Below are 25,264 nucleotides of genomic sequence, written 5' to 3' on the forward strand. Positions count from 1 at the left end.
ATTGCGCTAAAGGGACCCTATAATCCTCCGGGAGGGAGCGTGGAGCCTAAGAGACTAATCGAGACAGAGTTGGAAAAGCTAGAACTGGAGATAGAAAACTTAGAAAGGAAGCTCAGGCTGTTGGAGCCCATAGCCGAAGAAGATGAGGAGGCTAAACTGGAATTAATAGGCACAAGGGCGCTCCTCAACTTGTACCTGAGCGACGCTCGAAAGCTAGCCGAGTTCCTAGCAACCTAACCCTATCCTTGTACGACGGGAATTTCCTCCATTCTTCTACTTTCTCCTTCTTGAGCTCCGTTATCAAGACGCCCTCCCCCTCGCCCAGGGAGGTTTGCCCCTCGGGCGACGAGGAGGAGCTCCGCCCCCCGAAGGGGCCGTAGGGCCCCTCGCCCCAACGGTTAACCCCTAGGACGTAGCTGGACGTCTCGACGGCCCTGGCGAACAAGAGAGTCTTCCAGTGTTCCGTCCTGGAGGAGGGCCACGCCGCCGGCACCACGAAAGCGTGGGCGCCGAGGGCCTGCGCGAACAGCTCGGGGAACCTCAGCTCGTAGCATATCAATACAGAGAAGCTAAACCCTTTGAAATAGGAGACCGTCGGCGGGTCCCCTTGCGCGAACAGCTGGCGTTCCCCCATGGGTTCGAACAACATAAATTTCTTCCTCAAATAAATTATGTCCCCGTTATAGATTACCAAGTAAGAGTTGTACGCCTCGTCCCCCTCAAAGTAAACCGAGCCTACGCCTATGGCCAATCCGCCGCTCAGGTCCTTTAGGTAATCTATCGCTCTCGCTACCTCTTCCTTTGGAGGTTTCGAGAACCCGGTCAAAGAGAGCTCGGGAGTGAGCAGAACGTCCACGGAATAATTTTCTGTAACGTACTTCAATGCTGCGTCAATTCTCTTTAGGTTGTTGCGTACGCTTCCGTCCGTTACCTTCATCTGAAATAAGGCGACACGCAAGCTCCGATACCCCTTAGCTAACCGAAATGACTACTTATCTTCCAAATAGATTATAGTATCAACCTAGAGAAGGGAGGTCGTCTCATGAGAAATCCAGATCTTATATAGATTATGCTTACTACATTTCAACAGACCTATCAAAAACGCCCGCGTTGGGGTTTAACGGGGATGGAACTTTTGAGGAAATTAACAGAAGTTAAGGTTGAGCTTGGACACAAGTCATATAAGTTGAACGTCCTCGGCCTTTACGTCCTCCACTCTTTATCGAGCGGGCCCAAGAACGGTTATGATTTGCTGAAAGAACTCAAGAGACTAACTAACAATAAATGGGTACCGCCCAAGAGCACCATCTATCCCTTATTGAAAAAAATGGTCGAGGAGGGGTTGTTGGAGGTTGACGAGTACGGCGTCTATACTCTTACTGACGCCGGGCGGGCCGTGCTTAGGACCCTTCGTCGCAACTCAGAGACGATAGACGAGCTGGAAGAAAACATAAGTTTGATACTAAGAATAATAAAGGAGATAAAGTCCGAGGCACAGACACAAGAATAAAAGGACTCCACTCTCCCTTTGGCGGGACACGGGTGGGAGCTATTGCTCGACATAAGGTCGTTTATTGCTGACAGAGTAGCATTAATGGAGTCTTCAGAGATAAGGGAGATACTGGAGCTGACCGAAGGAAAAAACGTAATAAGCTTGGCCGGAGGTCTCCCGGACCCGAAGTACTTCCCCACTGAGGAACTCGCCGAGATTTCGGCCTACATCATTAAGGAGTACGGCTCCCGGGCCTTACAGTATAGTATAACTAGGGGTTTGAGGGAGTTTAGAAAGGAAATAACCGCGTTTATGGAGAGGACTGGAACGCCCGGTGAGATGCCCTATAACATAATAGTTACTTCCGGCAGTCAGCAAGCGTTAAACCTCTTGGCACAAGTACTGGTCAACCCGGGCGACATAGTAGTAGTGGAGAAGCCGACGTACTTAGCGGCAATTAACGAGTTCAAGTCCGTCGGCGCGACGTTCGAGGGCGTGCCTATAGATAACGAGGGCATGAGGACGGATATACTCGAAGAAAGGCTTAAGGCCTTAAAGGCAGAAGGTAAGAAGGTTAAAGTAGTCTACACCGTCCCGACGGCCCAGAACCCCTCTGGCGTCAGCATGAGCAACGAGAGGCGTAGCCACTTGCTCGAGCTCGCGGAGGAGTACGACTTCTTAATAATTGAGGACGACCCCTACAGCCACTTCATGTTCGAGGATGTAGGCTTCAAAAGGCTGCGGAGTATGGATAAGTACAGGGTAATATACACTAGTACTTTCAGTAAGATACTCGCCCCGGGACTCCGGCTGGGGTGGGTCGCCGCCCACCCGGAAGTGATAGACGCGCTGGAGATAGCTAAACAGAACGCCGACTTACACACCCCGACGTTCAACCAACTCATAGCGGCTGAGGCCCTCAAGAGGGGTGTAGTGGATATGCATATCCCAAAGGTAAGGGAAGCTTACAAGAAGAAGAGGGACGCCATGCTCGAGGCGCTCAAAGAGCACATGGAGGGCTTGGCGCGGTGGACCAGGCCAGTAGGGGGACTCTTCGTCTTCGTTTACCTAGACGAGAACATAGATACTAAAGAAATGTTGCCCGCAGCGCTCTCTGCCGGGGTAGCTTACGTCCCAGGCAGCGCCTTCTACGTGGACGGCAACGGGCGTAACACAATGAGGTTGAACTTCAGTTACCCGAACGAAGAGGAGATAAGGACCGGCGTTGAGAGGCTTTCTCACGTAGTCAAGAATTACGTCGGAGGTAGCGTTTAAAATCCCGGATAGTGGAGGCGGGGGGAGGCGAGCGTGAATAAAAGGAAGGAGAAGGGCAAGTCCCACTCCAAGAGGCCCGTGAGGAACACCCCGCCGCGTTGGGTGCCCTTCGGTCCGGAAGAGATCAAAGCACTAGTAGTTGAGCTCAGCAAGAAGGGCTACGGGCCCTCAATGATAGGGATAATACTGAGAGATCAGTTCGGCGTACCCTTGGTTAAACCGATAGTAGGGAAGAAGCTGGTAAAAATAATGGAGGAGCAAGGAGTTGCTCCCCCGATACCCGAGGACTTGTTCCACTTGATGAAGAGGGCCGTGAGGGTTAGAGCGCATTTGGCCGAACACCCCAAGGATAAGCACTCCGCGAGGGGGCTAATAGAAATAGAGTCAAAGATAAGGAGGCTAGTCAAGTATTACAAGAGGGTCGGCAAGCTGCCCCCGGACTGGAAGTACGACCCCGAGAGGGCGAGACTTCTTGTCCAACAGTACTCAGCGCTCTTCGAGTCCGGAGCTTAGCCTCGAGAAGTTTTTGAAGAACCAAGAGGACTCAACTTCTCAGAAGGTACTAGAGGGCGCCTTGAAGTTCATTGACTCTCTAAAGGAGTACGGATTCGTCAGAATATACGCCTCTCCCACGTTCGAGGAGCTCGTGGCCGCTTCCCAGCTACAACAAGTCTTTGAGAACAACTCTATAAAGGCCATAATTGATGTGTTCCCCTTCAGGGAGCCTGACTACGATTCTCCACTCATAACTTTGGGCATACGTTCTCCCAAGAGGAGCGGTCCTACGCTTGAAATAGTGCCAGGTCAGCCCCTAGTTACAGAGAACAAGGTGGATTTTTGGGTTAAGAACGCGAACCCAAGCACGATAGTAATAAAACTGCTCGAAGAGAGGTTCGTAGTTAAGGACGACTACAAAATATTCTCAATAATAGCTTCTTACGCAGCCGAAGAGAGCCCGTTGGAGGGCTTGACCTATTTAATAGTGGAGTCATTGAAAGTAGCGAACGTAATTAAAGAAGACATAACGTTCTCGCTTTACAAATGGAAGAGCTTGCCGCTGTGTCATTCTGTCGCCTATACGGCCGTGCCTTTCTTCGTGTCGTTGGCTGCCTCGCCGGAGAAAGTTTGTAGCTATTTGAGAGAAAACAAAATAGATATTGACGAAACTACCAGTATAAAGGACTTAATGCAGAGGAAGGAGAGCGAAGAACTTGTTGAGATAATAAAGCTGTTAGTGTCCTATTTACAAGAGGTGAGCAAGAGGCCTAACAGAGACCCTACGGAAATAATAGACCGAGGGGTGGAGCTAGAGGAGGACGTCCTTAAGGAGAGAAAGTTGCCCCGTTCTTTGGTCCACGGGTTTAAACAAGCTACCTATGTATTCTTAACAATTATCGACCTAAGCGTGTTCCACGTGATCGCGTTACCGGCGCTCTCCTACTACTTCTACCGGGCAGACGAGCTTTACGCGAGCAGCGTGAGGTTCGCCGCGCGGGAGCTACCCAACTCGCTCATAGGTTCAAAGATAATAGTCCAAAGCGGGAAGAAGCTGACCGTTCTGCCTTTGGACCGGACCCCTCCCTCCCCTACTCTGCTCTACCGAATGGTAAGGGACTACGGCGTGGGCAAAGACGTGGGTCACGTGGTAGTGTTCAAGACCGGTAAGAACGTGTTCTTGCCCATAGATTCTATAAAGAGAAGCGGACTGGATCTGGAAAGGCTCGTGAGGAGGGCCGTGGGAGAAGGTTGGGAGATAAAGGGAGGCTCCTTGGTAGCAGAGGACGAGAAGCTTGAGAGAGTCAAGAGGTTGCTGTTCGGTTAGGGTGACTTTAAAGATAATTACAAACTCCGAGGAAGAGGCGAAGAAACTGCTCAGCACGCTCAAGCCCGACGACGTGGAGGTCCCGGGACTTCAGTACTCCTCTGAGGTGGTCGAAAATTCCGTCACGTATACTTTCAATTACACGTCCAACGTGTTGAGGCTTAGGAACGCGGCTGATGAGGTTTTGGAGCACGCGTCTTTAGTTGAAGCAATTAAAGGGGTTGTTCAAGCCGACGAGGGGTAGCAGAGGTTGTCTGCTAGGAGAAGGGGGGCGCTCAAGGACAAGTGGAAGATAAAGAAATGGTACGACATAATTACGCCGGACGTCTTCAACAACGTCAGCGTAGGACAAACCCCGGCCGACGAGGCGTGGAAGCTCGTCGGGAGGACCGTAGACACGACCCTATACGACATAACCGGCGACTTCACGTACGTCCACGTTCACGTGTATTTACAGATTAACAAGGTTGACGAGAACGCCCTAAAGGCGTTTACGATATTCAAAGGCCACGAGCTCGCGAGGGACTACATAAGGAGCTTGACTAGAAGGAAGAGCTCAAAGGTTGAGGGGATATTCGACGTCTGGACCAAGGATGGGTACGGCTTGAGGGTTACCGTAGATACCTTTACTGCATACAGATGTCAGACTAGCCAGAAGAAGGCAATTAGAAAGATACAGAAGGAGGTAGTTGAGGAGATGATACCACAAATGACCTTGGACGAGGTAATAAACGCCATGCTCTTCGGCGACATAGCTGAAGAGATCTCCAGCAGAGCCAGGAAGATCTACCCCATCAGGAGGACCGAAATATACAAATCGAAGGTACTCTACATGCCGGGTCCAGAAGGCCCGGTGAAGGCAGTCATCGTTCCCAAGCCCCCCGCTTAGGGCAGAGGTCGTAGAGCGGACACTCCGAACACAGAGGCTTTTTGGCTTTGCAGTACCTCCTCCCTAGCAATATCAAATACATGTGGGCCTCCCTTACATTACCTTTGAAGAGCTCCTTGAGTCGAGAGGAAATAGCCTTGTAACTGTTACCCTCGACCAGCCCCAGCCTCTTGGCGACCCTCTTAACGTGAGTGTCCACCGGAAACTCTTCGTGTCCGAAGCTCATCAACACTACGTCGGCGGTCTTCTCCCCTATACCCTTGATTCCTGTTAGAACCTTCTTGTTTCCGGTCTCTATGGCCTTCTTTATATCCTCCCATCTGGAGGCTGCTTCCAGAATTGCGCTTGCTTTCTGATCTTGGAGGCCTGCGGGCCTTATGAGCTCCTTCAATTTTTCTTTACCGAGAGAGAGAACGGTTTCGGGGGCGACCCTCTCCAAGGCTCCTTCTAAGTTCTTCCAGGCGACGAACGCGTTCTTTTCCGTGGTATTTTGAGACAATATCGTAGCTACCAACACGGCAAAGGGGTCTCTGTACCTTTTATATACGTAATAAGCGATAAACTCGTTCTCGTATTCGTCCAGACCTCCGAAGGCCCTTCTCAGCCTCCTCAGCGCCTCCTCAGGGACACTATGAACTTCTGCAGCATCGTTAGTATGTTCTCCTCCTTTCTCATCTTTTCCAAGGCTGCGAACATATCTGAGAGGTGCCGAAACTGAGCCATCCAAGCCAGAACTCCCGTCATTATTACTATTATTACCGTCAGAACTACTATACCTACGGCCCTCATGGACATTCTCCAAACGTACCACCTCTTCTCTATGGGTAGGAGGTCCTTCCTCCTCAATATGTAAACGGTTAGGTCCCGGAGCTCTCTGAACACGAGCTTCCCGTCGTAGTACATGACCACTAGGAGGGGGGCGGCGAGGACGGCCATGAACAAGTAGAGGTCGTTCTCTTTAACCCAAGCGAACAGCTGTTGTCTCCACTCTAGTATCAGCTTCGGGACGACCTTGAGCCTCTCTAGAAGGTCCCCTAATGGTTGGACCCTCTGGGCTCTCGCGCTCTGCGCGAGGGCGAGGGTCAGCGCTCCCTTACTAATAAGTAAACGGGCACGCTCCCTGGCGCGCAGCAGTAAGTTCTTAACCACAGTGGCCAACAGCGCCCCCTTCGAGCTCTCCAAGCGTTCACCAGGACTAAAAACGCGAAGATGGGCTTGTGTACAGCTAACCAGAACGAGGCCAGAGCTGAGAGGAGTGGGTGACCCAACAGCGCGTAGGCCAACGTTGAGGGGAGCCACGGGAGGGAACACGCGAACAAGGCCAGCTCGACGATTAGACAGAGGGCTCCACTTGGACTAGGACCAATCACCGGTTCAGCACTCGGGTTCCTCTTCATCGCCCCTTCCGTAGATTTCTAAGCCACTGCACGTACCACTCGGGGAGCTTCTCGTAACTGTCGGTCAACGGGTCCGGCACGCCGGCCTCCATGAATGCCCTCAGCCTGCTCACGCACGCCGGACACGTGCCGCACGGCTTCTCTCCGCCACGGTAACAAGTCCAAGTAAGCTCCAACGGGACCCCCAACTCCAAGGCCCTCTCGACGACGTCCTTCTTCTTAAGACGTATAAACGGCGCATATATAGTTATCTTAGCCTCTCTGCCTAGCTTCTTGGAATTGAATACCACAGAAGACCCCTCGTTAAGCGCCCTCTCCATCGCTTCCACAAACTCCGGGCGGGTGTCTGGGTAGATCGGCTCCCCGGGGGCGTAGTCGGTGCTATGGAAGCCTACGGATATTACTCCAAAGGCGTCGTTCCTCTCTATCATCAACCCTTCTAAAACCGCGCCCGCGGAGGTCAGCAACACGGCATTCCTCTGGGGCACGTAAGTGGACGGCACGAGACCGGGGACGACGTCTTCCGCCTCAGGGACGCCCTTTCCCCCGAGCAAGGCGCTTGCTCCTTTTACTTTCTCGAACAAGTCGCTCACGTCAACGACCAAGTGCTGGGCTCCGTAGAACTTAGCTACCTCGCTCGCCGCTTTAATTTCTCTCGCGTGCCTCTGACCGTAAATCACTGTCAGCGCGACCTTCACGTCCGGCTTGAACTTGATTATTGCATCAGCAAACGCTGTTGCTGAGTCCATTCCTCCCGAGACCAAACCTACGAGTATCATCCTATCACCCGATAGAGGTTGTCCCTCTCCTTGGCCTCACAGCCGACCTCCTCTATCCACCTCTTGAGGTCCTCCTCGTCCGGGAACTTCACCCGGAGGCCGGTGGCCGGTATAACGCCCTCCTTATACAAGGTCCCTCCCCAGTCGTCGGCCCCCCACTTGAGGGCCAACTGCGCTACGTCCTTGCCTACCGTCAACCAGCCGGCTTGGACGTGAGGTATGAGCTCGCCGAATGTGAGGCGGGCAGCGGCTATTATCCTCAGCAGCTCGGCGCCCCCGTAGGGATACCTTATTTTACGCTCTCTCGCCAGTTCGGTGTTCCCCGGCTCGAAGTTCCAAGCTATGAAGGCTAAGCTCCCCGGCGCCCTCTCTTGGAGCTCCCTCAGTCGGACCAAGTGGAGCGCCCTTTCGCTTACGGTTTCCACGTGACCAAACATCATGGTTACGGAGGTGGGTATGCCCAGCTTGTGGGCAGTCTCCACTATTTCTAACCACCTCTCCACTGATATCTTCTTAGGACTTAGTATCTTTCTAACCCTTTCCACCAACATCTCGGCTCCGCCCCCAGGCATGCTTTCCATGCCAGATTCCTTCAATCTTGAAAGGACTTCTTTTACACTTAACTTATGCTTCTTGCTGAGGAAGTCCACCTCCACCGGGCTCAAGGCGTGTATAGCCACCTTGGGGACACGCTCGCGTATCTCCTTGAACATCCTTTCGAAGTACTCCAAATCTACCTTTGGGTTGACGCCGCCTTGGATTAGGACTTGCCTTATGCCCTTCTCCTTCGCTACCTTTTCCACGGAGGAGGCGGCGGCCTCGGGGGAGAGCAAGTAGCCTTCTCCGACTTTCCTGTAAAAGGCACAGAACTTACACTCGACTATGCACTCGTTAGTGTAATTGAGTATCATATTTTTTATGTAAGTACACACGTTCCCGTACATCTTTTTCTTTAACTCGTTGGCCGCCTCTCCCAGAGCCCATAAATCCCACGTGCTCAAGAGCTCTTCGACTTCTTTCAAGCTGAGTTTTTCTCCCTCTAGGGCCTTCTCGATTATGGGGGCTATATCGCTCCTCTCCCACGACCTCACTAAGTCTTTACCCTAGGTATCGTCCCGAGGGAGCTTAATCCGTTTCTTCAGCTTCTCGCCCAACCATTCCACTTCCCCTTCTAGCCCCTTAGGCGCTGCCAAGTAGAACTTGACGTGTTCTACATTGCTCAAATTCAAGGCTACTGGAGAATAGTTCAACAAGTCCACTAGCTTGCCCTCCGAGCGGACGAAGACACCGAGCCTCTTGGCCTTAAACGGCCTTATCGACGCGCCATAGGCTAACAGCTCCGGCTCTTCACGTACTACGTCAGCCAGAGACGTGCCGTTAACTACAGTCTTATAAACGGGGAACCTCAGCCCCTCCACTCGCCCGTTGACGGTCATGTTTAAGACTTCTTTCCTCACCAATATTTCGTGCTTTCTCTTGAGTACTACCTCCTTCAAGTTGGTGAGGTCCTTCTCCTCGAGCAGCGCCCTGTAGAAGGCACAGTCGTCGACACGTTCTAACTCTTCTCCTTCTTCCCACAGTTTCGGAAACTTGTCTTCCTTGAGCCACCAAGCCATGAGCCTCGACGCTATCGAGCTGTAGAGCAAGGTAGTCTTGTGATAGTAGACATTTTCATACATGTAGAACCTTGAGATGAGCATGCTTTCCATAGATGGCACCCCCTTGTCTAGAATTGCTACCTCGAAGGGCGTCCCTCTGTCGGATGGAACTATAGCCAACACGGAATACAGCCTCTCGTAATCGAATAAACCGACCCTAGTGCCTGCCATTATTGCGTCCCTCATTAAGTAGTCACCCCTGTCCACGTCTATTTCTCCATTACTCAAGAAAGCATAAATGGATCTTATCCCTTGGAACAACTCCTCGTCCCAGAGCCCGGGAGACGGCTCCAGCAGAGACTTGACTGCTTTCACCGCGTCCTCCTCGCAAGGCCCCGGGTTGCCGGACTCCTCGCAGAGCCTCTCGGCTAGGGTCTTTCCCCCGCACTCCTCTTCCAACATCTTCAACGCTATTTTCTTCGACACGCTCTCGTGAAGCTTCTTCTGTTGTGCCTCCGGCGCCTCCAGGCCCCATATCAGCTTAGCCTCGAAGACTGCGTCCTCGTAGTTGTGGGACAGCGGCCCGTGTCCTACGTCGTGGAGCAGCATGAAGTACTGAAACCAAGGCTTAAGCGAGCCCAGCAGTTCGAGTAACTGTTTCGTCTCGGAACGCTCTTGGGGGCCCAACCTGGGAACTACGTACCTCTCAGTAGAGGACCTCAAGCTGTCCAGTGCCTTACCTACCAAGTACGCCGCGCCAAGGCTGTGTTGAAACCTAGTCCCGTCGTGAGAGGGATAAACTAAGTGTCCTAAGCCTATCTGTTTGATCCTCCTGAGCCTCTGGAAGATCGGCGTGTCCACCACACATCTAACCATAAAGTCAGGTAGCTCGATTATACCGTAAATGGCGTCGGAGAACAGCATCATCTCAGCCACTTAATTTGTTCCATTACCTTATCCAAGGGAGCTCTATAAATCCCTATACCGTAGTCCGCGACGCCGCCGATCCAGTACACATATTCTTTATGTCTGACCAAGCCACAGCCATAAATTACCATTGGCCTATCTCCGTATAGCTCCTCTATATACTTGGGGTAGAGCAGGTACTCCGAGATGCCCAGCAACTCTCCTTCGCCGTTGACCACCGCCAGCCCGTTCCGGTAAGACAAGTCACCCTTCATTATCGCGTGCCACCCTATCAAATATTCGTCAGCTCCTACCTTCACGGGCGTCGTCGACACGCCTACTTTCAACTCGAAGTGCTCCGGAACTAGGGTCACTTCCATAGTGGAGGGCTCCACCACCCAATTGTCTACGCCCACCGTAGCCCTCCACACCACTTCATGACCTTCTATCCACGGACGCGTCAAGATCACTAGTTCCTTACCTTTCGACCTGATCATGGCTGTGTTCTTCCACGAAGGCGGGAAGATGTTGCCGAGCCTCAATACGGACTTCTTCACTACCTCGCCCTTTCCGTTCAGTATTGCTACGCCTTGCTTGGGCCACAAGTCGCCGTCCTTCAGCCCCACGGCCGTATAGAAGACAAGGAACCCGTCGCCGTAGCTGTGAGCCCGAGGGTCTTCGGCCCCCCTCTTAACCTCGTGGACGTTTGTCGGATAAATCACCAGCTTGGCGTCCAAGTTTAAACAACATGTATCGCTTAACTTATCGAGCTCGAAGGTGCTCAACCCTATCGAGGACACGTAGCCATAGTAATCGAACACGAATCGAGTAAACATGAAGACGAGGCCGTCCTTAACTACAGCGGACGGGTTGAAGGCTGCCAAGGGCTCACGCGGGTAGTTTATTACCTTAAAATTCTTGGCGGTCAAGTACCCCACGCGCTCGAAAACGCCGTCTACCAGCGTTCCCCTCCTCAGTCCCGCAAGCTTCTCCTTGGCGTCCAAGATTTCTCGCGTCAAACGCTCAAAATCTTTCTTCAAGGGAGGCGCCGCTTCGGAGTAGACTACAAAGTCTTAAATTACTCAATTACCACTCCCAGTTCTCTTAAAGCAGAGATCATGTCATAGTATGCCTTTATTCTAGATTTGTTCTTGGTGTCCTTCGGGCCGGGGTTCTTCATAAAGAATGCGTTAACTTCGTAGAACGTACCCCTAATGCCTTTCTCTAACAAGGCAATCGAGAGCCTGGCCAAGTCTACAGCGAGCCCCGCGAGCGCAGGCGAATCGTTTATTCTCATGTTAACTATCAGCTCGTCCACCAAACCGTTAAAGGTTATCCACTCTATGTCCATAGCGACGAACTTCCGATCCCCTATGGCCTCCACGTAGCCCGTCGGCTTTATGTAGTGGGGGGCGTCGTACCCTAGTATGTCCTCTACCACACTAGACTTGGTCTTTTCCTTCATCAAATTTCTCTCGGGTATAGTCAAAGCTAGGAAGTCCGTGTTACCGCCTATGTTGAATTGAACGACGTACCGAACCTTTCTGTTCCTCTCAGCCAAGTGTTCTAACAAGTCTGCCGTCAGCGGAGTGGCCCCCGTGGCCCCGTCGTCTCCGAGTATCAAAGAGTTCGCGTCCTCGTAAAGCTTGACGAAAGCTGGATCGTTAGCCAAGGGGGTGGGTATTAGGTTTATGAACGCTAATGGCTTGCCAGAGTCCTTGGCCGCCAAATACGCGGCATAAGCGTACGCTTGGCCGGCGCTCACCTCGCCCCTTTCCAGCGCTCTCGCCAGCCTTCCCTCGTCCCCGAGGGGCTCGGCCGGCTCGGTCGATATCAAGTTTAACACTACGTCTGCGCCGTCCCTCTTCAGCTCCCCTGCTATCTCCTCAACTGCCTCCTTTAGGGGGAGCTTTTGGTCCCTCCCCCTAACTGGGAACATCTTGTCCAGTCCGGATCCGGAGGAGGCGAGCACTCCTTCCCGCACCTTGAAGTCGGGAAGGTCCGGGGGGGCCGGGATTACGCCCTCTAGCTGGTTCCTCACCACCTCTGAGAAGGGCCTTCCCACCTTGTTCGCGTCCACGTCGTAGGCTGAGACGACCTCCTCCTCGACGTAGTCCTTTATTACTTTAAATTTGGCCAAGGGAACGCCGTAGGGTTCGATTTCGGCCCTCTTCAGCCTCTGGAGGCCGGCGACGTAGTGACTCGCCACTAGCCCTGTGCCGAGCACCACGACCTTTATCAATATCTTTCCCAGAACGACTAATGCAACAGCGGAATAAGATTTGCGGAACTACTCTAAAGCCCTCCTCGGAGGGGACTCGGGGATGCGAGATGAAGAGGCTGCTCGGAATGATAGAGCCAAAGACTAAGGCTCAAGAGGCCCTGGTGGAAGCCCTAATGGACGACGGAGTGGACGTAGTTGGCGCCTTCGGCCCCTCCGGAACCGGGAAGAGCTTGATAACTATTGCTTACGCGATAGACTCTCTCCTAAATGGAAAATACAAGAAGTTCATAATTGCTAGGCCCGTAATAGATGTCGTGACTGGAAAAGAAATAACGGCAGCGGACATAGGCGTCGAGGATTACTACAGGATAGCCTCGGCCTACTTAGTAGATATATTGAGCGAGTACGTGAGCAAAGAAGATGTCAGGAGGTTTTATGAGGACGACAGACTGATGCTCGTGGACACCCACTATTTAAGGGGCAGGACGTTCGACGACGCCGTCATCTTGCTCGACGACGCCCAGAACGCCGAGCCTGAGGCAGCAGTCGAAGCACTCATGAGAATAGGGAAGAACAGTAAGTTCATAGTTGTGGGCGACCCAGTCTTCCAGACTCACGCGGAGATAGGCAAAGACGGCGCCAGCTTGCTCAGAGAGATATTGTTAAACGAAGACACGGCCAGAGTAATAGATTTAGGAATAAAGGACATCGTGCGCCCCGGCGCCCGTAGAGGAATAAAGTTCATGATGGAATTAAGGATGAGGAAGAGGAAGTTGAACGAGTTAGAGCAAAAGGTTATCGAGGCCGCTAAGATATACGCGCCGGACGCGGACGTAATAACCGTGGTCGAGTTCACTGAAGAGAAGAGGAAGTTCGGCTTAGAGGAGAACCAACACGTCCCAGACGCCTTGGTAGTGCTGAAGGAGGGTCACGCGCCGAGGTTCATCGGCAGAGGAGGCGAGAGGATCGCGAGGATAGAGGAGGACAGCGGGCTCAGGCTAAGAACAGTCGAACTCACGCTGAACCTAAAGGACATCATAGTAGCAATCCACCCCGTACCTTGGATATACAAGCACGTGGTGGACGTGGACTTCGCGGGGCCCTCGCTGTTGGTTAAGGTAAACGAGGAGGAGTTCGGCGCGTTTGTGGGACAGAGGGGTTCCTACGTCAGGTTCTTGAGTGAAGTAATGAAGAAATTATTAAGAGTTGAGGTCTGGGCTAGGGAGGTAGAAGGCAAGAAGAGGAGGCGCAGATGAGGAGACCGCCAGTGCGTGAACTCCAGATGAACGGAGCCGAGTTGGCCGAGAGCCGTTTTCTGCCCTCCTCTCCCCAAAGCTCCGGAGTTCCGCTTTGAAGTCCGTTGCAGTCTTGTTGGCGGCCGGGAAGGGGGAACGCATGTGGCCCCTAACGGCCACGCGCCCCAAGCCCTTGCTTCCGGTAGTCTTAGGCGAAAGCTTGCTGGAGCGGTGGATTAAGGTTCTGAGAGAAGTAGCGGAAGAGGTCATAGTAGTAGTGAACGAAAACCATGTCAAATATTATGAGTACTTGAAGTCGATATACGACATAAAGGTTGTAGTACAAATGAAGGCTCCGGGAACGGGGGCTGCCCTGGCCTCTGTCGAGCCCCCGGACGCGGACTACGTGATTGTGGCTTATGCCGACGTGTACTTACAGAAACCCTCTTCGGAGTTGAGGAGGCTCATGTCAGAAGCTCCCTCGTTGCTGGCCGTCCGGGTGGAGGACGTGAGCCAGTACGGAGCTTTGATTGTTGAGAACGGAGAGGTAAGGAAAGTAGTAGAGAAAGAGATGAGCGGCCCTGGCATCATAAACGGCGGCGTCTACGTCTTCACTAGGGGGGTGTTCGACCAACTGAAGGGATTAAAGCCTTCCAAGAGGGGAGAATACGAACTAACGGACGTGATCGGGGGGCTCAGGGCAGTAGAGGCCGAGGGCGGCTGGAAGGACGTGGGCAGACCTTGGGACATATTCGACGTAATGAGGATGGAATTCGAAGTTAGGGAGGGCTTCGAAAATCCTTGGGGGCCCGGAAAGGTCTACGGCCGCCTGCCCGAAGTCAAGGGCGAAGTTTACGTGGAGGGTCCAGTTTACTTCGGTGAGGGCGTAACTCTGGGCCCATTCGCCCACGTGAGGCCCTACGTCGCCCTGTTGGACGGCGTAAAGGTCGGCCCCTTCGTCCAAGTTAAGGAATCAATGATAATGGAAGGCTCGAGGTTACCCCACTTGAACTACGTAGGCGACAGCGTGGTGGCCGAGGACGTCAACTTCGGTGCGGGCAGTGTTACGGCCAACTTAAGGTTTGACGAGAAAGAGATAAAGGTGACCCTAAAGGGCCGGAGAGTCAGCACTGGCAGGAGGAAGCTGGGCGCAGTGATAGGCGGAGGGGCCCGGATAGGGGTGAACGCGAGCCTCATGCCCGGGACTAGAGTCGGCGCCCGCTCTTGGATTTACCCCGGCTGCGTCGTTAAGGGCGACGTCCCGGACGGGGCTAGGTATGAGTGCTAAGGCGGTGTGGTGGTCGAAATGAAGAGAGTTTTGGTCGTAACTAGCAAAAAACTAGAAACCGCGGTCAAGGCGCTGCTCAAGCCCCCGGAGGGTTACTCCGTCGAGGTTTGGGGGCTCCCAGTGGACGTGGTGGCGCTCCTCAGGCCCAAGAGCTTGAAGGAGCTGTTGAAGTTAGAGGAAAGGAAGAGGGGAGTACCCCTCAGTTCCTTCGACTACGTCTTGGTCTCCGGCGCCATTCCCGGTGACTTAAGCGAAGTTAGTAAGGAGTTAGGCACTAAGATCTACAAAGGAACTAAGACTCTGAGCGACTTTGAGGTTATGATCAAGAACTTGAAGGACGTAGAGCAATACCTCTCGCCCTCCGAGCCTCTAGATGAAGCGATGAACGAAGTGAAGCTTAGGGAGCTGAGGGAGTTCCTCAAGTCGTTCGTTCCTAAAAGGTACGTTGTGGTGGGAGATTTGAAAGTTCCCGTGAGGCCCCCGCCCGCCCTCTTGGCGGCCGAGGTGCTCGATAACGAGGACGTGGAGGCGCAGCTCTTAAGGGCCTCCGAAGTGGCCGACATGGTCATTGTTGGGTCCACATCGACATCTCCAGATCCTGAGAAAGCCCGGAGGTTGATCAAACTTGCTAGGAAGTACTTCAACACCGTCGGGTTCGACAGCATGTTCACGAAAGAGATAAAGGCAGTTGACGCGGACCTCGTGTTGTCTTTGGAGAGGTCAAAACTCAACAAAGTCGAGCCCTCGGACGAGAGAGCTTTTGTGGTCATCCCCGGAGACGCGGAGCGGGGGTACTGGCCAAACGGAGCCGAGGAGAAGGTCGAATCTCTATTGTCTAACTTGAGGATCGCCAAGGAGCGCGGTTTCGAGAAGGTAATAGTAGATCCCGTGCTCTCCCCCTTCCCCTATACCCTGGAAAGTCTCGTAGCCTTGAGGGAGATCTCGAAAAAAGTTGAAGAGCCAATAATGCTCGGTCTCAGTAATTTCGTCGAGCTGGTGGACGCAGACAGCCCCGGACAACTGGCCGCCTTGGTCGCCTTGGCCTTAGAGGGCGGAGCTTCTCTACTTATGGTAACGGAGCACAGCGACAAGTGTAGGGGCTCTTGGTCCGAAGCGAAGGTCGCGGTCGCGATGGCCTCCTATGCGCTGCATAAATCAACCTTACCCAAAGACTTAGGTTTGGACCTGTTGGTGCTTAAGGAGAAAAGGATAAAGAGAGAGAAGGTGAACGTCGAAAACAAGAGGCAGATAGAAGTCAAGGATGTAAAGTTCAAATTGGAAGGCAGCGTAGTTAGGATATGGGTAGATGGAGACGAGGTAAGGGCCTCCGTGGAACCTCACGGCGTCTGGCTCAAGGGAGACGCGTACTTAATAGGGAAAACGATAATAGGAGAGGGTTTTGTGAAGGAACCTTCACATGCCCTCTACCTAGGGTGGGAACTTCAGAAGGCCCACTTGGCGGCCAAGCTTAACAAGAGTTACACACAAGACGAAGAGCTACGTTTTGAGACTCCGAAAGAGAAACTTAGGAGGCTCTGGGGCGAAGGAGGGGGTCAGAGTTGAAGGTAAGGGTGGGTCACAGTCCGGACCCAGACGACGCCTTCATGTTCTACCCTATAAAGTTCAAGAAGATAGACCTAAAGGGTCATGAAGTGGAAGAGGTCGTTGAAGACATAGAGACGCTTAACAAAATGGCGTTGAAAGGATTGCTCGATGTAACTGCGGTCTCCGCCCACGCTTACGCCTACTTGTCGTCAGAGTTCGACGTCCTCTCCTCAGGAGCCAGTATGGGGAAGGGTTACGGGCCTGTGGTGGTAGCCAAGGAGTCGAGAGAGCTCTCCGGAGCTAAGGTGGCAGTGCCCGGCGAACTGACCACTGCCGCGCTCCTCGCAAAGATCTACTTACCTAAGGACATAGAGTTCGTTGTTATAAAGTTTGACGAAATACCGGAAGCGGTCTTGAATGGCGAGGTAGACGCTGGGGTACTAATACACGAAGGACAGTTGACTTACTCCAAGCTAGGTTTGAAGAAATTGATGGACTTTGGGGAGATGTGGTACGAGGAGACCGGTCTACCCCTCCCCTTAGGACTGGACGTGGCTAAGTCCGAGATCTCTCGCGAGTGGGCCGAGATATGGCACGAAGCGGTCAAGTGGTCGCTGGAGAACCCCAGGGAGGCGCTCTCGTACGCCCTAAAGTTCGCTCGGGGTCTGGACGAGCTCACTACGGAGAAGTTCGTAAAGATGTACGTTAACGAATATACATTAGACATGGGTGAGGAGGGGGAAGAGGCTTTAAGGGAGCTTTACAAGAAAGCCTACAAGGCTAAGGCCCTAGACTTCATACCGGAGTTCAAAGTCGTCAAGCCCTCTTGACACGAACTACCGTCCACCCTGCCTCCTTGGCGTCTTCCGGCACCACTCCCACGGTCACCAGCACTGACGTTGAGGAATGCTTCCTTATCCTGTACATTATGTCGGACACCTCCGTTTCGTCAAACCAGTAGCCGTCTGTAAGTATTACGACCACGTCCCCCCTCTTCATCTTCTTGTAAACTAGCTCCAGCGCTGGGCGCGAGACCGTGCCTCCCCCTCCCCTAATTTTCTTCTTTATGTAATTGAGGAGCCTACTCCTATTCGCAGCAGCTACTACCAGCTCGGGCACGGAGTCCAAAGTGATTAAGTTTACCTTGCCCAACTTTGATATAGCAAGTACCTCTCCTAAGAACGTTGAGAGCTCCTCGTCAGTTATGGACGCAGAGGTGTCTATCAACAGCCACAAGTTGTTGCCACTCTTCAAGTATCCCGGTACCCCTTCTAGCCCCCTCCTGTTGGGAACTTGCCAACTCCTCAAGCTTTTGGTCGATCCCCTCTTTAGCGCGTTCCTCAACAGTAAGGTCCATTTGACTTGGGGCTTGGAGGGGGCCACGAGCCTCTCAAGCCTTCCGGGCAAGTTGCCTGCCCTCTTCAATGACATGGCCAGTTCCACGGTCTGTTCTGCTATATTCTCCTTCATTTTGCTCATGTCCCTAGTATTCTTGAAATAGTCGTAGGATTTCTTGAACTCCTCTTCGACCTCTTTGCTCCCGTACCAGATCTTCTCTCTCGGGTATATCCTCCTCTCCTCGTTACTCACAGAGCCAACCACGTCGCTCACGATGACGACGAAGTCGTGGTAGGAGCTCCCTCCGCGGGTATGAGACTCCCTCATACCCTTTTGGTCCTCTATGACTAGCTCCATCTTATCGTTGTTTATAGAATTTAGTAGCTTTTCATATATTAATTCTGCCGGCTCCTTCGGTCCCAAGCCAACGAAGCGGAACTTCTTCCACGTTACGGGCTCGGACCCGATCAATTTTATCATTGACGAATACAAGTTAGAGAACAACCCTAACTCTTCTAATATGCTGTTGACTTCTATGTCGCATGCCAAGTTCCATAGTAGGGGGTGGGAGACCTTCTTCTCCTTTAAGTATATCCAGTGGCCGAGAACTCCGTGAAGTGCCTCGTGGGCGATGAGTTCTCCTAGACCCTTGTGGTCGAGAGCGATTAGCCACTCTTTGGAGATCACTACGGAGCCGTCCCTGTAATCAAAGTAGGCGTACCCGCCCTCTCTCGCACCAGTCTTCACCGAGTACTTAGCGACGTGTCCCCCGAGCCCCGGGTTCTTTGCGGAGAGGTACGCGATGGCTCTCTCTACCTTTTCTCTAAGCTTTAACGGCGCGTACAATTCCACGTCCTCTTCGTGCTTCACTCCTCTTCGATTAAAGGTACGAACGCTACTGGTATCAACTTCTTTATTACATACCCGCTAGGAGTCTTGATAACCTTATACAAGACTTGATAGCCCGGCTCCTCCTCGACGGGAATGACCATTATGCCTCCTACCTTTAGCTGCTCCAAAAGGGGTTCTGGAACCCTCTTGGCAGCGGCAGTCACTATTATCTTATCGTAGGGGGCGGCGGGTGGGTACCCCTTTGATCCGTCTCCGACCAACACGGTGACGTTTTCGTAACCCAAGGCCTTTAGTCTCTCCCTCGCGCGCCTCGCGAGCTCGGGAACCCTTTCTATGGTGTAAACGTGTCCTTCAGGTCCTACTATTTCTGCCATCACGGCCGCGTGGTAGCCGGAACCCGTGCCGACCTCTAGGACCTTGTCCCCCCTCTGTAGCTCGGCAGCTTCGATCATGTAAGCCACCATGTGGGGAGCGCTTATAGTCTGACCCGCCCCTATTGGTAAAGGGGTATCCTCGTAAGCCATGTGGCGTAGCTCCTCCGGAACGAAAATCTCCCTCGGTACCTTCATCATGGCATCAGCAACCTCTTTCCTCCTTATGTAGCCCTCGGCAATTAGTTTCCGTATTAGTTCTCTCTTCTTCTCTTTCAAGACCTCCTCCTACGAGGACTTCGGGGTAGCTACTTAAGAGATAGGGAGCGTTCGGGCGTAGGTGCCTCAGTTGGGCTTTTCTCTGCCCCCTACGCTTCCCACGCCTCAAGTCTCCATGCCCTCGGAGAGCGGCAGCAGCTTAATCGCTGGAATAATAAAGCCTATGGCCGACATAATGATGAAAATGGCTACTATGATGAAAGATATGTATTTATTGACAAAAGAGATGCACGGAATCATGATAGAGGTGGTAGAGACAAATAAGGAGATGTTGAGGGACATGAAGCTACTTATGAACGAAACTACAAAGGAAATGATACATTCTATAAAGACTATGAACTCAATGATGTCCACAATCATGTTCTATCAGCAGCTAATGTTGATAATGATGATTGTTGTTATTCTAATTTTAGCTTTCTCAGTACTGCGCGGCGGGTAGGCGAGGCCTTGAAGCTGGACCCCGAGCCGCTCAGAGGATTCAGGGACCTATTCGGGGAAGATGCGGAGGCGCTCGAGGCGGTCACTGAGGAGGCGGAGAGGCTGGCGAGGAACTGGTCGTTCGAGAGGTGCTACTTGCCCGCCGTAGAGCGCTTCACGCTCTTCTCTATGAAGAGCGGAATAGAGATAGAGAGAAGTATGTACGTCTTCGTGGACAAGGGCGGAAGGAAGGTTACGCTCCGGCCCGAGGCCACGGCTTCGGCCGTGAGGGCTTATTTGAGGCTCTTACGCCCCCGACCCAAGCCCGTGAAACTATTTACAGTGGTTAACGTATTTAGATACGACGAACCTCAGTTCGCGAGGTATAGAGAGTTCTACCAAGCAGACTTCGAGGTCTTCGGAGCCTCCTCGTCTTATCAAGACTCGGAGCTCCTAACCATGCTTCATGAATACTACGAGAACTTGGGGCTTCCTCACGTGATACTGCTCGGCAGCGTCAAGGCTCTGAGGACCGTCTTGGCCGAGGAAGGCATAGAAGAGAAGGAACAAGACTTGATACTCCATTACGTGGACAAAGGCTTGGTAGAGAGAGCGCTGGATCTTGTGGAAAGCAAAGCAAAGAACGCGGAGAGGGCCAAAGAGGCAGTCGCGACGCTTTCCGCCAAGGAGGGGGGCGAGGAGGTCGTGGAGGAGGGGAAAGAATTGATGAGGTCTTGGGGATACAAGTACCTCTTTGAGGACTTGGAGGAAGTCTTGAAGTACTTGCCGGACGACGTGAAAGATGTAATAAGGTTGAAGTTGGGTTTCGCCCGCGGACTGGCGTACTACACTGGCCTAATATACGAAGTAAAAGTGCCCGGTTTCCCGGTATCCGTAGCCGGGGGAGGGAGGTACGACGCCCTCACAGAGGTTTACGGCTGGGAGAGGGTGCCAGCGACGGGCTTCGCGATAGGCCTGGATAGGACTGCTTTGGCCTTAATAAAGAGAGGCAGAAACTTCGTCTTCAAGCCTACTGTGGTCGTGTTGCCCTTGGACGAGGGGGCAAGAAAGGTGGCCTTGGAAGTTCAGAGGGAGCTCACCTCCTTGGACATAAATTCGTTTCTATTAACCGAACAAAGAAACGTTAAGAAAGCTCTGTCCTTCGCTTCGTCCATAGGCGCTAGGGCTGCTGTAATAATAGGGAAGAAGGAAGTCGAGGAGGGCAAAGTTTCTGTGAAGAACTTAGTGAAGGGCGTTCAAGTCTCTTGCAAGAGGGCGGAGCTGTTGGACTGTTTGAGCGAGGCCTTGAAAACTCTCTGAGTCGGAGAGGCGTCCGGGAGGCACCTTGAGTTTAGAGAAGCTAGGCCCCGGTAAGGACGCTCCGGAAGTCATTAACGTAGTAATAGAGATACCCATGGGGGGTTACGTTAAGTACGAGATGGATAAGGACACGGGATTAATAAAAGTTGACAGGGTGCTCTACACCGCAATGTATTATCCCTTCAACTACGGTTTTATACCTGGCACCTTGGAGGAAGACGGCGACCCCATAGACGTGCTGGTCTTGAGCTACGACCCCTTCTATCCGGGCACCTACCTAAAGGCTAAGCCCATCGGAGTCCTCGTGATGGAGGACGAGGAGGGCCCCGACAGCAAGATAATTGCCGTCCCCGTGGAGAAGGTAGACCCCAGGTTCAAGGATATTAAGGATGTGAGCGACATACCCCAGATAATAAAGGATAAGATAAAACACTTCTTCGAACACTACAAGGAGCTGGAACCTGGTAAGTGGGTCAAGATAAAGGACTGGCTACCTAAAGAGGAAGCTTACAAAAAAATAAAGACAGCCATCGACCGCTATCAACAAAATAAGCGCTCGAGCGCCCTAACGAGCGGGCAAGGGCAGTGATAACCTACGACGTACTCGTCTTAACGCTCAGCGGAATGGTGTTAGCCCACGGCACTTTCGAGGTACCGGGCGGAAACCTTGCTTGGACGTTCTTCTACCCGTGTCCTCACTGCGAGGAAGTCGTGAAGGTTATGTTAACTCCCCCGGAGAAGTTCTTGAATTTCGAAGGCGGAAAGTACGTGGGACCCGGAGCCTTGGGCTTCTCCAGCGGTATAATACCTTGCAACAAGTACGAGGTAGCCGAAGGAAACCTCAACTACCTAGTATGCGCCTACAAGAACGTGATAGTGTATGAGCGCTACCTAAAGGACGTTTCTGTCCAAGTGAGCTTGAGGCCCACCCTGGAGGCCCTCGAGCTAGTACCCTTCGTGACGGACCCCGCAAACCCCGGCAGCAAAGCGGTCTTGTCGTTCCTGGCGGCGTTTGTAGCTACCTTCTCGATAGCAGCATTCTTGAAAAGGCACGAACTGGTGGTGATGTAAGCGTTGTCCTTCAGGCTCACACCACTCGAACTAACGGTCATGCTCTTAAGCAACAAAGGCTACAGCTTGAGGAAGATAGCAGAACTATTGAACATGGATGAGGACATGCTCGAGGACGTAGTTAAAGAATTGATAGAGAAGGGCTTTGTGAAGGAGGTTAAGAAAAAGAAGCTGTTCGGGAAAGAAAGGTACTTAGTCCTAACCGACGAGGGGAGGAGGGCTTTGAGGGAGGTCGCTGAAGTTATGTCAAACGTGTTGGCCAGCGTGAAGGGGATGGTTGAAAAGGGGAACATAGATGGGGCCAGAGCCTTCTTGGCAAAATACGTGGAATACTTACCTTACGCGCCCCTGCTCGGAGTGGCCGAGAGGTCGTTCGTGGAGAGCTTGATTAGGAAAATGGGTTACGTGCCGACCTATGCCCCCCCTCATGAGCTCTATGAAGAGGAGCCTGTCTGGAGCTCGTGGGAGGAAGAGCTCTAAATAACCAATTTGCGCTCCTTACTTCTCACCGCGTCCCTAGCCTCCATGTTGTGGAGCATTAGTAACACATTTTTCAAGTTATGAATGAACATAATTAACCTGTACTTCAGCTTCTCGTCTAAATTCCTCTTCTCTATTTCGTCTTCAACCATTTCCAATACCCCGATCTTCTCGTCTACATCGCCTAACTTCTCGCCTACATTTTCTATATTTTGCAAGAAGTCTACTACTTCCTTGGCTATGTTGAGTACATCTATCACTTCTTTTTTCTTCCATTCCTTAAGTGACTGCGCCAAGGGGACTAGGCTGTCGGAGGTCATTTCTAGTGAGGTCAGCAAGTTGGTAACAAAAATGTCGGGTTCGGAGGACGAGTTCAGCGCACGAAGGGCGAGGCGGTAGAGCTTGTCCACCTCGTTCTCGAGCTCTTGTAAGTACTCGAGCTGGCCCCCTTCCAGTAACTGTTCCATCATTAGTGAGATTAAACCTACTAGCCTCTTGGTCAGCTCTGCCGGGTTCTGCTCGCTCCCGCTTATGAATGTCTGAAGCACCATCTCTTTAGGCCTCTGTTCGACTATTTCTAAGCCTATTAACTGATTCATAGCAGTCTTGACATGTTTCATTATCTGGTACAACAAGGAACTATCCTCGAAAGTTATTCTTATTATGTCGGCGCCGGCTATGTAAGCAGCTATTATAGCTCTGTAAAGGCCTTCGACCCTCTTCTTGACTTCTATCGTAACGGCCACTTTCTCGGACACAGTTGCAGTGTCGGGAACTATCTTTATGTAATTATCTTCTATAACCAAGGTGAGGACGTCTCCAGCCCTCAGCCCCTTCTTCTTTATCCAGTCGGCGGGAAGTGACACAACTAACGTCGAACGTCCTAGCCTCACTAACCTCCTTCGTTCTATCAATACCGCCACTCCGGTATATGCACATATTTACAGAGATTATTAAAAGGCCTTTCCAAAGGCGACGCATGGAAGGAAAATGAAGCTGCGATTGCTTGACGTCGAGGGCATGGCAATGTCAGGATTAGTCAAGGACGTTAAAGTGGTTAACCTCGACAAAAACAAGGCAAAGATAATAGTAGTTACAAACGAGGGCGAGGTCTTGGAGACTGGAGTAATCGACAGGGACGTGGCGGCCAAGAGTTACTTCATCGTTCTGCAATACGTTAGACTGTGGGGAAAAAAGATAAACAAGGCCCGATGAAGACTGGTATTACCTGCGAGCGGTGAGCGGTGCCCCTGGGCTGAGGCTTTAGAGTTTCCGGCCCGAAGGGAGGGGCGGTAGGAGGTTTTGGGAAAGCTCTTCGGCACCGATGGAGTAAGAGGGGTAACCAACGAAGAGATGACCCCAGAGCTGGCAATGAAGGTCGCTCAAGCCGCGTGTACTTGGCTGGGAGGTGGCAAGGTCCTCGTGGGGAGGGACGTCCGCTACGGCGGCGACATGTTGGTCTCAGCCGTGCTGGCCGGTTTGAGCTCTTGTGGCTGTGAGCCCTACTACGCGGGCCTCGTGCCAACCCCGGCGCTCCAGTACGCCGTGCCCCGCTTAGGCTACGACATGGGTATAATGGTGACTGCGTCCCACAACCCTCCTCAGTACAACGGTGTGAAGGTGGTGGGCTCCAACGGAGTCGAGGTCCCGAGGGAGGCGGAAAGGGAAATAGAAGAGATAATTTTCGAGAATAAGGTGCGGAGGGTACCCTACAGCGAACTTAAAGGCGTGAAGCGGGAGGACCGCGTCTTGGACGTATACGCCGACGGAATTTTAGCGGAAATAGACCTAGGTAAGGCGTTGAAAAAAGACTTCAAGGTAGTAGTTGATGGGGCCAACAGCGTCGGCTCCCTCGCCACGCCCTTGGTGTTGAGGAGGTTGGGGGCCAAGGTGCTGTGTCTAAACTGTAACTTGGACCCGTCCTTCCCCGGCAGACGTCCGGAGCCCACCCCCCAAAGCTTGGAGGAGGCCTCTCGCGCGGCCGTCGCGCTCGGGGCGGACTTCCTCGTCGCGCACGACGCCGACGCCGACAGGGCGATCGTCGGCGACGAGGCCGGGGAGGTCCACTGGGGCGACCGCTCCGGGGCGTTGCTCACGGAACACTTGGCGGAGAAATACCCTCACTTGCCCAAGAGAACGTTCACGGGCGTCTCCTCCTCTCACATAGTGGTGGAGGGCTACTTGGGGCCGAAGGGAATAGAAGTTGTTTGGACCCCGGTGGGGAGCGTTGTCATAGCCCACGAGCTTATCAAGAGGGGAGGGGTGAGCGGCTTCGAGGAGAACGGCGGGTTCATGAACCCAGTCCACCAGCCGGTGAGGGACGGCGCCATGACTGCCGCATTGTTCTTGGAGATGCTCGCCCATAAAGGTAAGAAGGCCTCCGAACTTTTCTCAGAGCTTCCAAAGGCATATTCGATAAAGGGTAAGGTGCAGAGGGGTAAGAAGACCAACTTGCAAGAACTTTACGAATCCCTCAAGTCCAAGTACCATAACTGCCGGTTCACAGAAATAGACGGCCTAAAGGTGGTCTGCGAGGACTTCTGGTTCCTAGTACGTCCCTCGGGCACCGAGCCTGTGGTGAGGATTATGGTGGAGGGCAAGGACCCGAAGAGGGCAAGGGAAATCTATTCAGAGCTGGAAAGGTTTGTCAAGGTATTCTTAAGTTCGACTTAAATGCCTCCCTAAC

29 protein-coding genes are annotated in these 25,264 nt (G+C 52.7%); 18 read left to right on the forward strand and 11 right to left on the reverse strand.

Translation table 11 applies throughout. The annotated features are described in order from the left end of the window. Positions 1-39 precede the first annotated feature (39 nt). Positions 40-237 (forward strand): hypothetical protein, encoded by a 198-nt coding sequence (locus AC1HCZ_RS03940; RefSeq protein ID WP_479462244.1) that lies wholly within the window; start codon positions 40-42, stop codon positions 235-237. Here AC1HCZ_RS03940 and AC1HCZ_RS03945 read toward each other — a convergent pair. Next, positions 185-958 carry a nitrilase-related carbon-nitrogen hydrolase gene (locus AC1HCZ_RS03945; RefSeq protein WP_479462245.1) on the reverse strand — a complete coding sequence of 258 codons (774 nt, stop codon included), beginning with the start codon at positions 956-958 and terminating at the stop codon, positions 185-187. The two genes, AC1HCZ_RS03940 and AC1HCZ_RS03945, sit on opposite strands and share 53 nt — an antisense overlap. A 168-nt stretch (positions 959-1,126) precedes the next feature. Between AC1HCZ_RS03945 and AC1HCZ_RS03950 the strand changes: the two genes are divergently transcribed. From AC1HCZ_RS03950 to AC1HCZ_RS03975, 6 genes are all read left to right on the forward strand, one after another. Then, positions 1,127-1,510 carry a PadR family transcriptional regulator gene (locus tag AC1HCZ_RS03950; RefSeq protein ID WP_479462246.1) on the forward strand — a complete coding sequence of 128 codons (384 nt, stop codon included), beginning with the start codon at positions 1,127-1,129 and terminating at the stop codon, positions 1,508-1,510. A gap of 84 nt (positions 1,511-1,594) precedes the next feature. Then, the gene (locus AC1HCZ_RS03955) at positions 1,595-2,767 is read left to right on the forward strand and encodes an aminotransferase-like domain-containing protein (protein WP_479462284.1); all 1,173 of its coding nucleotides are present in this window, start codon (positions 1,595-1,597) and stop codon (positions 2,765-2,767) included. A gap of 33 nt (positions 2,768-2,800) precedes the next feature. Continuing rightward, a complete protein-coding gene (locus AC1HCZ_RS03960; protein WP_479462247.1) occupies positions 2,801-3,280 on the forward strand; it encodes a 30S ribosomal protein S15 in 480 nt (159 codons plus the stop codon). 61 nt (positions 3,281-3,341) lie between these two features. After that, on the forward strand, positions 3,342-4,589 hold the full coding sequence (locus AC1HCZ_RS03965) for a hypothetical protein (RefSeq protein WP_479462248.1): 1,248 nt from the start codon (positions 3,342-3,344) through the stop codon (positions 4,587-4,589). After that, on the forward strand, positions 4,558-4,833 hold the full coding sequence (locus tag AC1HCZ_RS03970) for a KEOPS complex subunit Pcc1 (protein WP_479462249.1): 276 nt from the start codon (positions 4,558-4,560) through the stop codon (positions 4,831-4,833). The genes AC1HCZ_RS03965 and AC1HCZ_RS03970 overlap by 32 nt, the downstream gene beginning before the upstream one ends. Positions 4,834-4,839: 6 nt before the next feature. Beyond that, entirely contained in the window at positions 4,840-5,478 is a 639-nt protein-coding gene (locus AC1HCZ_RS03975; protein WP_479462250.1) for a 30S ribosomal protein S3ae, read from the forward strand. Here AC1HCZ_RS03975 and AC1HCZ_RS03980 read toward each other — a convergent pair. The 7 genes from AC1HCZ_RS03980 to AC1HCZ_RS04010 all read right to left on the reverse strand — a co-directional run bounded on the left by AC1HCZ_RS03980 (position 5,453) and on the right by AC1HCZ_RS04010 (position 12,400). After that, positions 5,453-6,205: an endonuclease III domain-containing protein gene (locus AC1HCZ_RS03980; protein WP_479462251.1), complete on the reverse strand. Its 753-nt coding sequence runs from the start codon at positions 6,203-6,205 to the stop codon at positions 5,453-5,455. The two genes, AC1HCZ_RS03975 and AC1HCZ_RS03980, sit on opposite strands and share 26 nt — an antisense overlap. After that, positions 6,088-6,660 (reverse strand): hypothetical protein, encoded by a 573-nt coding sequence (locus AC1HCZ_RS03985; protein ID WP_479462252.1) that lies wholly within the window; start codon positions 6,658-6,660, stop codon positions 6,088-6,090. Before AC1HCZ_RS03985 ends, AC1HCZ_RS03980 begins: the two co-directional genes overlap by 118 nt. 211 nt (positions 6,661-6,871) lie before the next feature. Beyond that, positions 6,872-7,654, reverse strand: coding sequence for a 7-cyano-7-deazaguanine synthase (locus AC1HCZ_RS03990; protein WP_479462253.1), 783 nt, complete (start codon positions 7,652-7,654; stop codon positions 6,872-6,874). Beyond that, complete coding sequence (locus AC1HCZ_RS03995) at positions 7,651-8,745, reverse strand: CofH family radical SAM protein (RefSeq protein WP_479462254.1); 1,095 nt, start codon at positions 8,743-8,745, stop codon at positions 7,651-7,653. The genes AC1HCZ_RS03990 and AC1HCZ_RS03995 overlap by 4 nt, the downstream gene beginning before the upstream one ends. A 12-nt stretch (positions 8,746-8,757) precedes the next feature. Next, entirely contained in the window at positions 8,758-10,179 is a 1,422-nt protein-coding gene (locus AC1HCZ_RS04000) for an HD domain-containing protein (protein WP_479462285.1), read from the reverse strand. After that, complete coding sequence (locus AC1HCZ_RS04005; protein WP_479462255.1) at positions 10,176-11,198, reverse strand: glycoside hydrolase family 130 protein; 1,023 nt, start codon at positions 11,196-11,198, stop codon at positions 10,176-10,178. Before AC1HCZ_RS04005 ends, AC1HCZ_RS04000 begins: the two co-directional genes overlap by 4 nt. A gap of 38 nt (positions 11,199-11,236) precedes the next feature. Beyond that, on the reverse strand, positions 11,237-12,400 hold the full coding sequence (locus tag AC1HCZ_RS04010; protein WP_479462256.1) for an inositol-3-phosphate synthase: 1,164 nt from the start codon (positions 12,398-12,400) through the stop codon (positions 11,237-11,239). 89 nt (positions 12,401-12,489) lie between these two features. Here AC1HCZ_RS04010 and AC1HCZ_RS04015 point away from each other — a divergent pair, with 89 nt between their 5' ends. From AC1HCZ_RS04015 to AC1HCZ_RS04030, 4 genes are all read left to right on the forward strand, one after another. Continuing rightward, positions 12,490-13,638, forward strand: a complete 1,149-nt coding sequence (locus tag AC1HCZ_RS04015; RefSeq protein WP_479462257.1) for a PhoH family protein — start codon at positions 12,490-12,492, stop codon at positions 13,636-13,638. Positions 13,639-13,732: 94 nt separating this feature from the next. After that, positions 13,733-14,905: a bifunctional sugar-1-phosphate nucleotidylyltransferase/acetyltransferase gene (glmU, locus tag AC1HCZ_RS04020; RefSeq protein WP_479462258.1), complete on the forward strand. Its 1,173-nt coding sequence runs from the start codon at positions 13,733-13,735 to the stop codon at positions 14,903-14,905. A gap of 18 nt (positions 14,906-14,923) precedes the next feature. Further along, positions 14,924-16,468 (forward strand): dihydropteroate synthase-like protein, encoded by a 1,545-nt coding sequence (locus tag AC1HCZ_RS04025; protein WP_479462259.1) that lies wholly within the window; start codon positions 14,924-14,926, stop codon positions 16,466-16,468. After that, positions 16,465-17,280: a menaquinone biosynthesis family protein gene (locus AC1HCZ_RS04030; protein ID WP_479462260.1), complete on the forward strand. Its 816-nt coding sequence runs from the start codon at positions 16,465-16,467 to the stop codon at positions 17,278-17,280. The genes AC1HCZ_RS04025 and AC1HCZ_RS04030 overlap by 4 nt, the downstream gene beginning before the upstream one ends. Here the strand turns inward: AC1HCZ_RS04030 and AC1HCZ_RS04035 are convergent. Next, positions 17,267-18,658, reverse strand: a complete 1,392-nt coding sequence (locus AC1HCZ_RS04035) for a DUF2201 family putative metallopeptidase (protein WP_479462261.1) — start codon at positions 18,656-18,658, stop codon at positions 17,267-17,269. The two genes, AC1HCZ_RS04030 and AC1HCZ_RS04035, sit on opposite strands and share 14 nt — an antisense overlap. Next, positions 18,655-19,290 carry a protein-L-isoaspartate O-methyltransferase gene (locus AC1HCZ_RS04040; protein ID WP_479462262.1) on the reverse strand — a complete coding sequence of 212 codons (636 nt, stop codon included), beginning with the start codon at positions 19,288-19,290 and terminating at the stop codon, positions 18,655-18,657. Before AC1HCZ_RS04040 ends, AC1HCZ_RS04035 begins: the two co-directional genes overlap by 4 nt. 70 nt (positions 19,291-19,360) lie before the next feature. On the opposite strand from AC1HCZ_RS04040, the gene AC1HCZ_RS04045 reads away from it, so the two are divergent. The 5 genes from AC1HCZ_RS04045 to AC1HCZ_RS04065 are packed head-to-tail and all read left to right on the forward strand — an operon-like array spanning position 19,361 to position 22,578. Beyond that, complete coding sequence (locus AC1HCZ_RS04045; RefSeq protein ID WP_479462263.1) at positions 19,361-19,729, forward strand: hypothetical protein; 369 nt, start codon at positions 19,361-19,363, stop codon at positions 19,727-19,729. An 8-nt stretch (positions 19,730-19,737) separates the two neighbouring features. Further along, on the forward strand, positions 19,738-21,027 hold the full coding sequence (hisS, locus tag AC1HCZ_RS04050; protein WP_479462264.1) for a histidine--tRNA ligase: 1,290 nt from the start codon (positions 19,738-19,740) through the stop codon (positions 21,025-21,027). Positions 21,028-21,052: 25 nt separating this feature from the next. Next, positions 21,053-21,616: an inorganic diphosphatase gene (ppa, locus tag AC1HCZ_RS04055; protein ID WP_479462265.1), complete on the forward strand. Its 564-nt coding sequence runs from the start codon at positions 21,053-21,055 to the stop codon at positions 21,614-21,616. Then, the gene (locus AC1HCZ_RS04060; RefSeq protein ID WP_479462266.1) at positions 21,613-22,098 is read left to right on the forward strand and encodes a hypothetical protein; all 486 of its coding nucleotides are present in this window, start codon (positions 21,613-21,615) and stop codon (positions 22,096-22,098) included. The genes ppa and AC1HCZ_RS04060 overlap by 4 nt, the downstream gene beginning before the upstream one ends. A gap of 3 nt (positions 22,099-22,101) precedes the next feature. Then, a complete protein-coding gene (locus AC1HCZ_RS04065; protein ID WP_479462267.1) occupies positions 22,102-22,578 on the forward strand; it encodes a hypothetical protein in 477 nt (158 codons plus the stop codon). Here AC1HCZ_RS04065 and AC1HCZ_RS04070 read toward each other — a convergent pair. Beyond that, positions 22,575-23,501, reverse strand: coding sequence for an AbrB/MazE/SpoVT family DNA-binding domain-containing protein (locus AC1HCZ_RS04070; RefSeq protein ID WP_479462268.1), 927 nt, complete (start codon positions 23,499-23,501; stop codon positions 22,575-22,577). The genes AC1HCZ_RS04065 and AC1HCZ_RS04070 overlap by 4 nt on opposite strands. 67 nt (positions 23,502-23,568) lie before the next feature. Between AC1HCZ_RS04070 and AC1HCZ_RS04075 the strand changes: the two genes are divergently transcribed. Next, the gene (locus AC1HCZ_RS04075) at positions 23,569-23,793 is read left to right on the forward strand and encodes a hypothetical protein (RefSeq protein WP_479462269.1); all 225 of its coding nucleotides are present in this window, start codon (positions 23,569-23,571) and stop codon (positions 23,791-23,793) included. Positions 23,794-23,880: 87 nt separating this feature from the next. Then, complete coding sequence (gene glmM / locus AC1HCZ_RS04080; protein WP_479462270.1) at positions 23,881-25,251, forward strand: phosphoglucosamine mutase; 1,371 nt, start codon at positions 23,881-23,883, stop codon at positions 25,249-25,251. Positions 25,252-25,264: the final 13 nt, after the last annotated feature.

It is taken from the genome of Ignicoccus sp. (assembly GCF_056435145.1).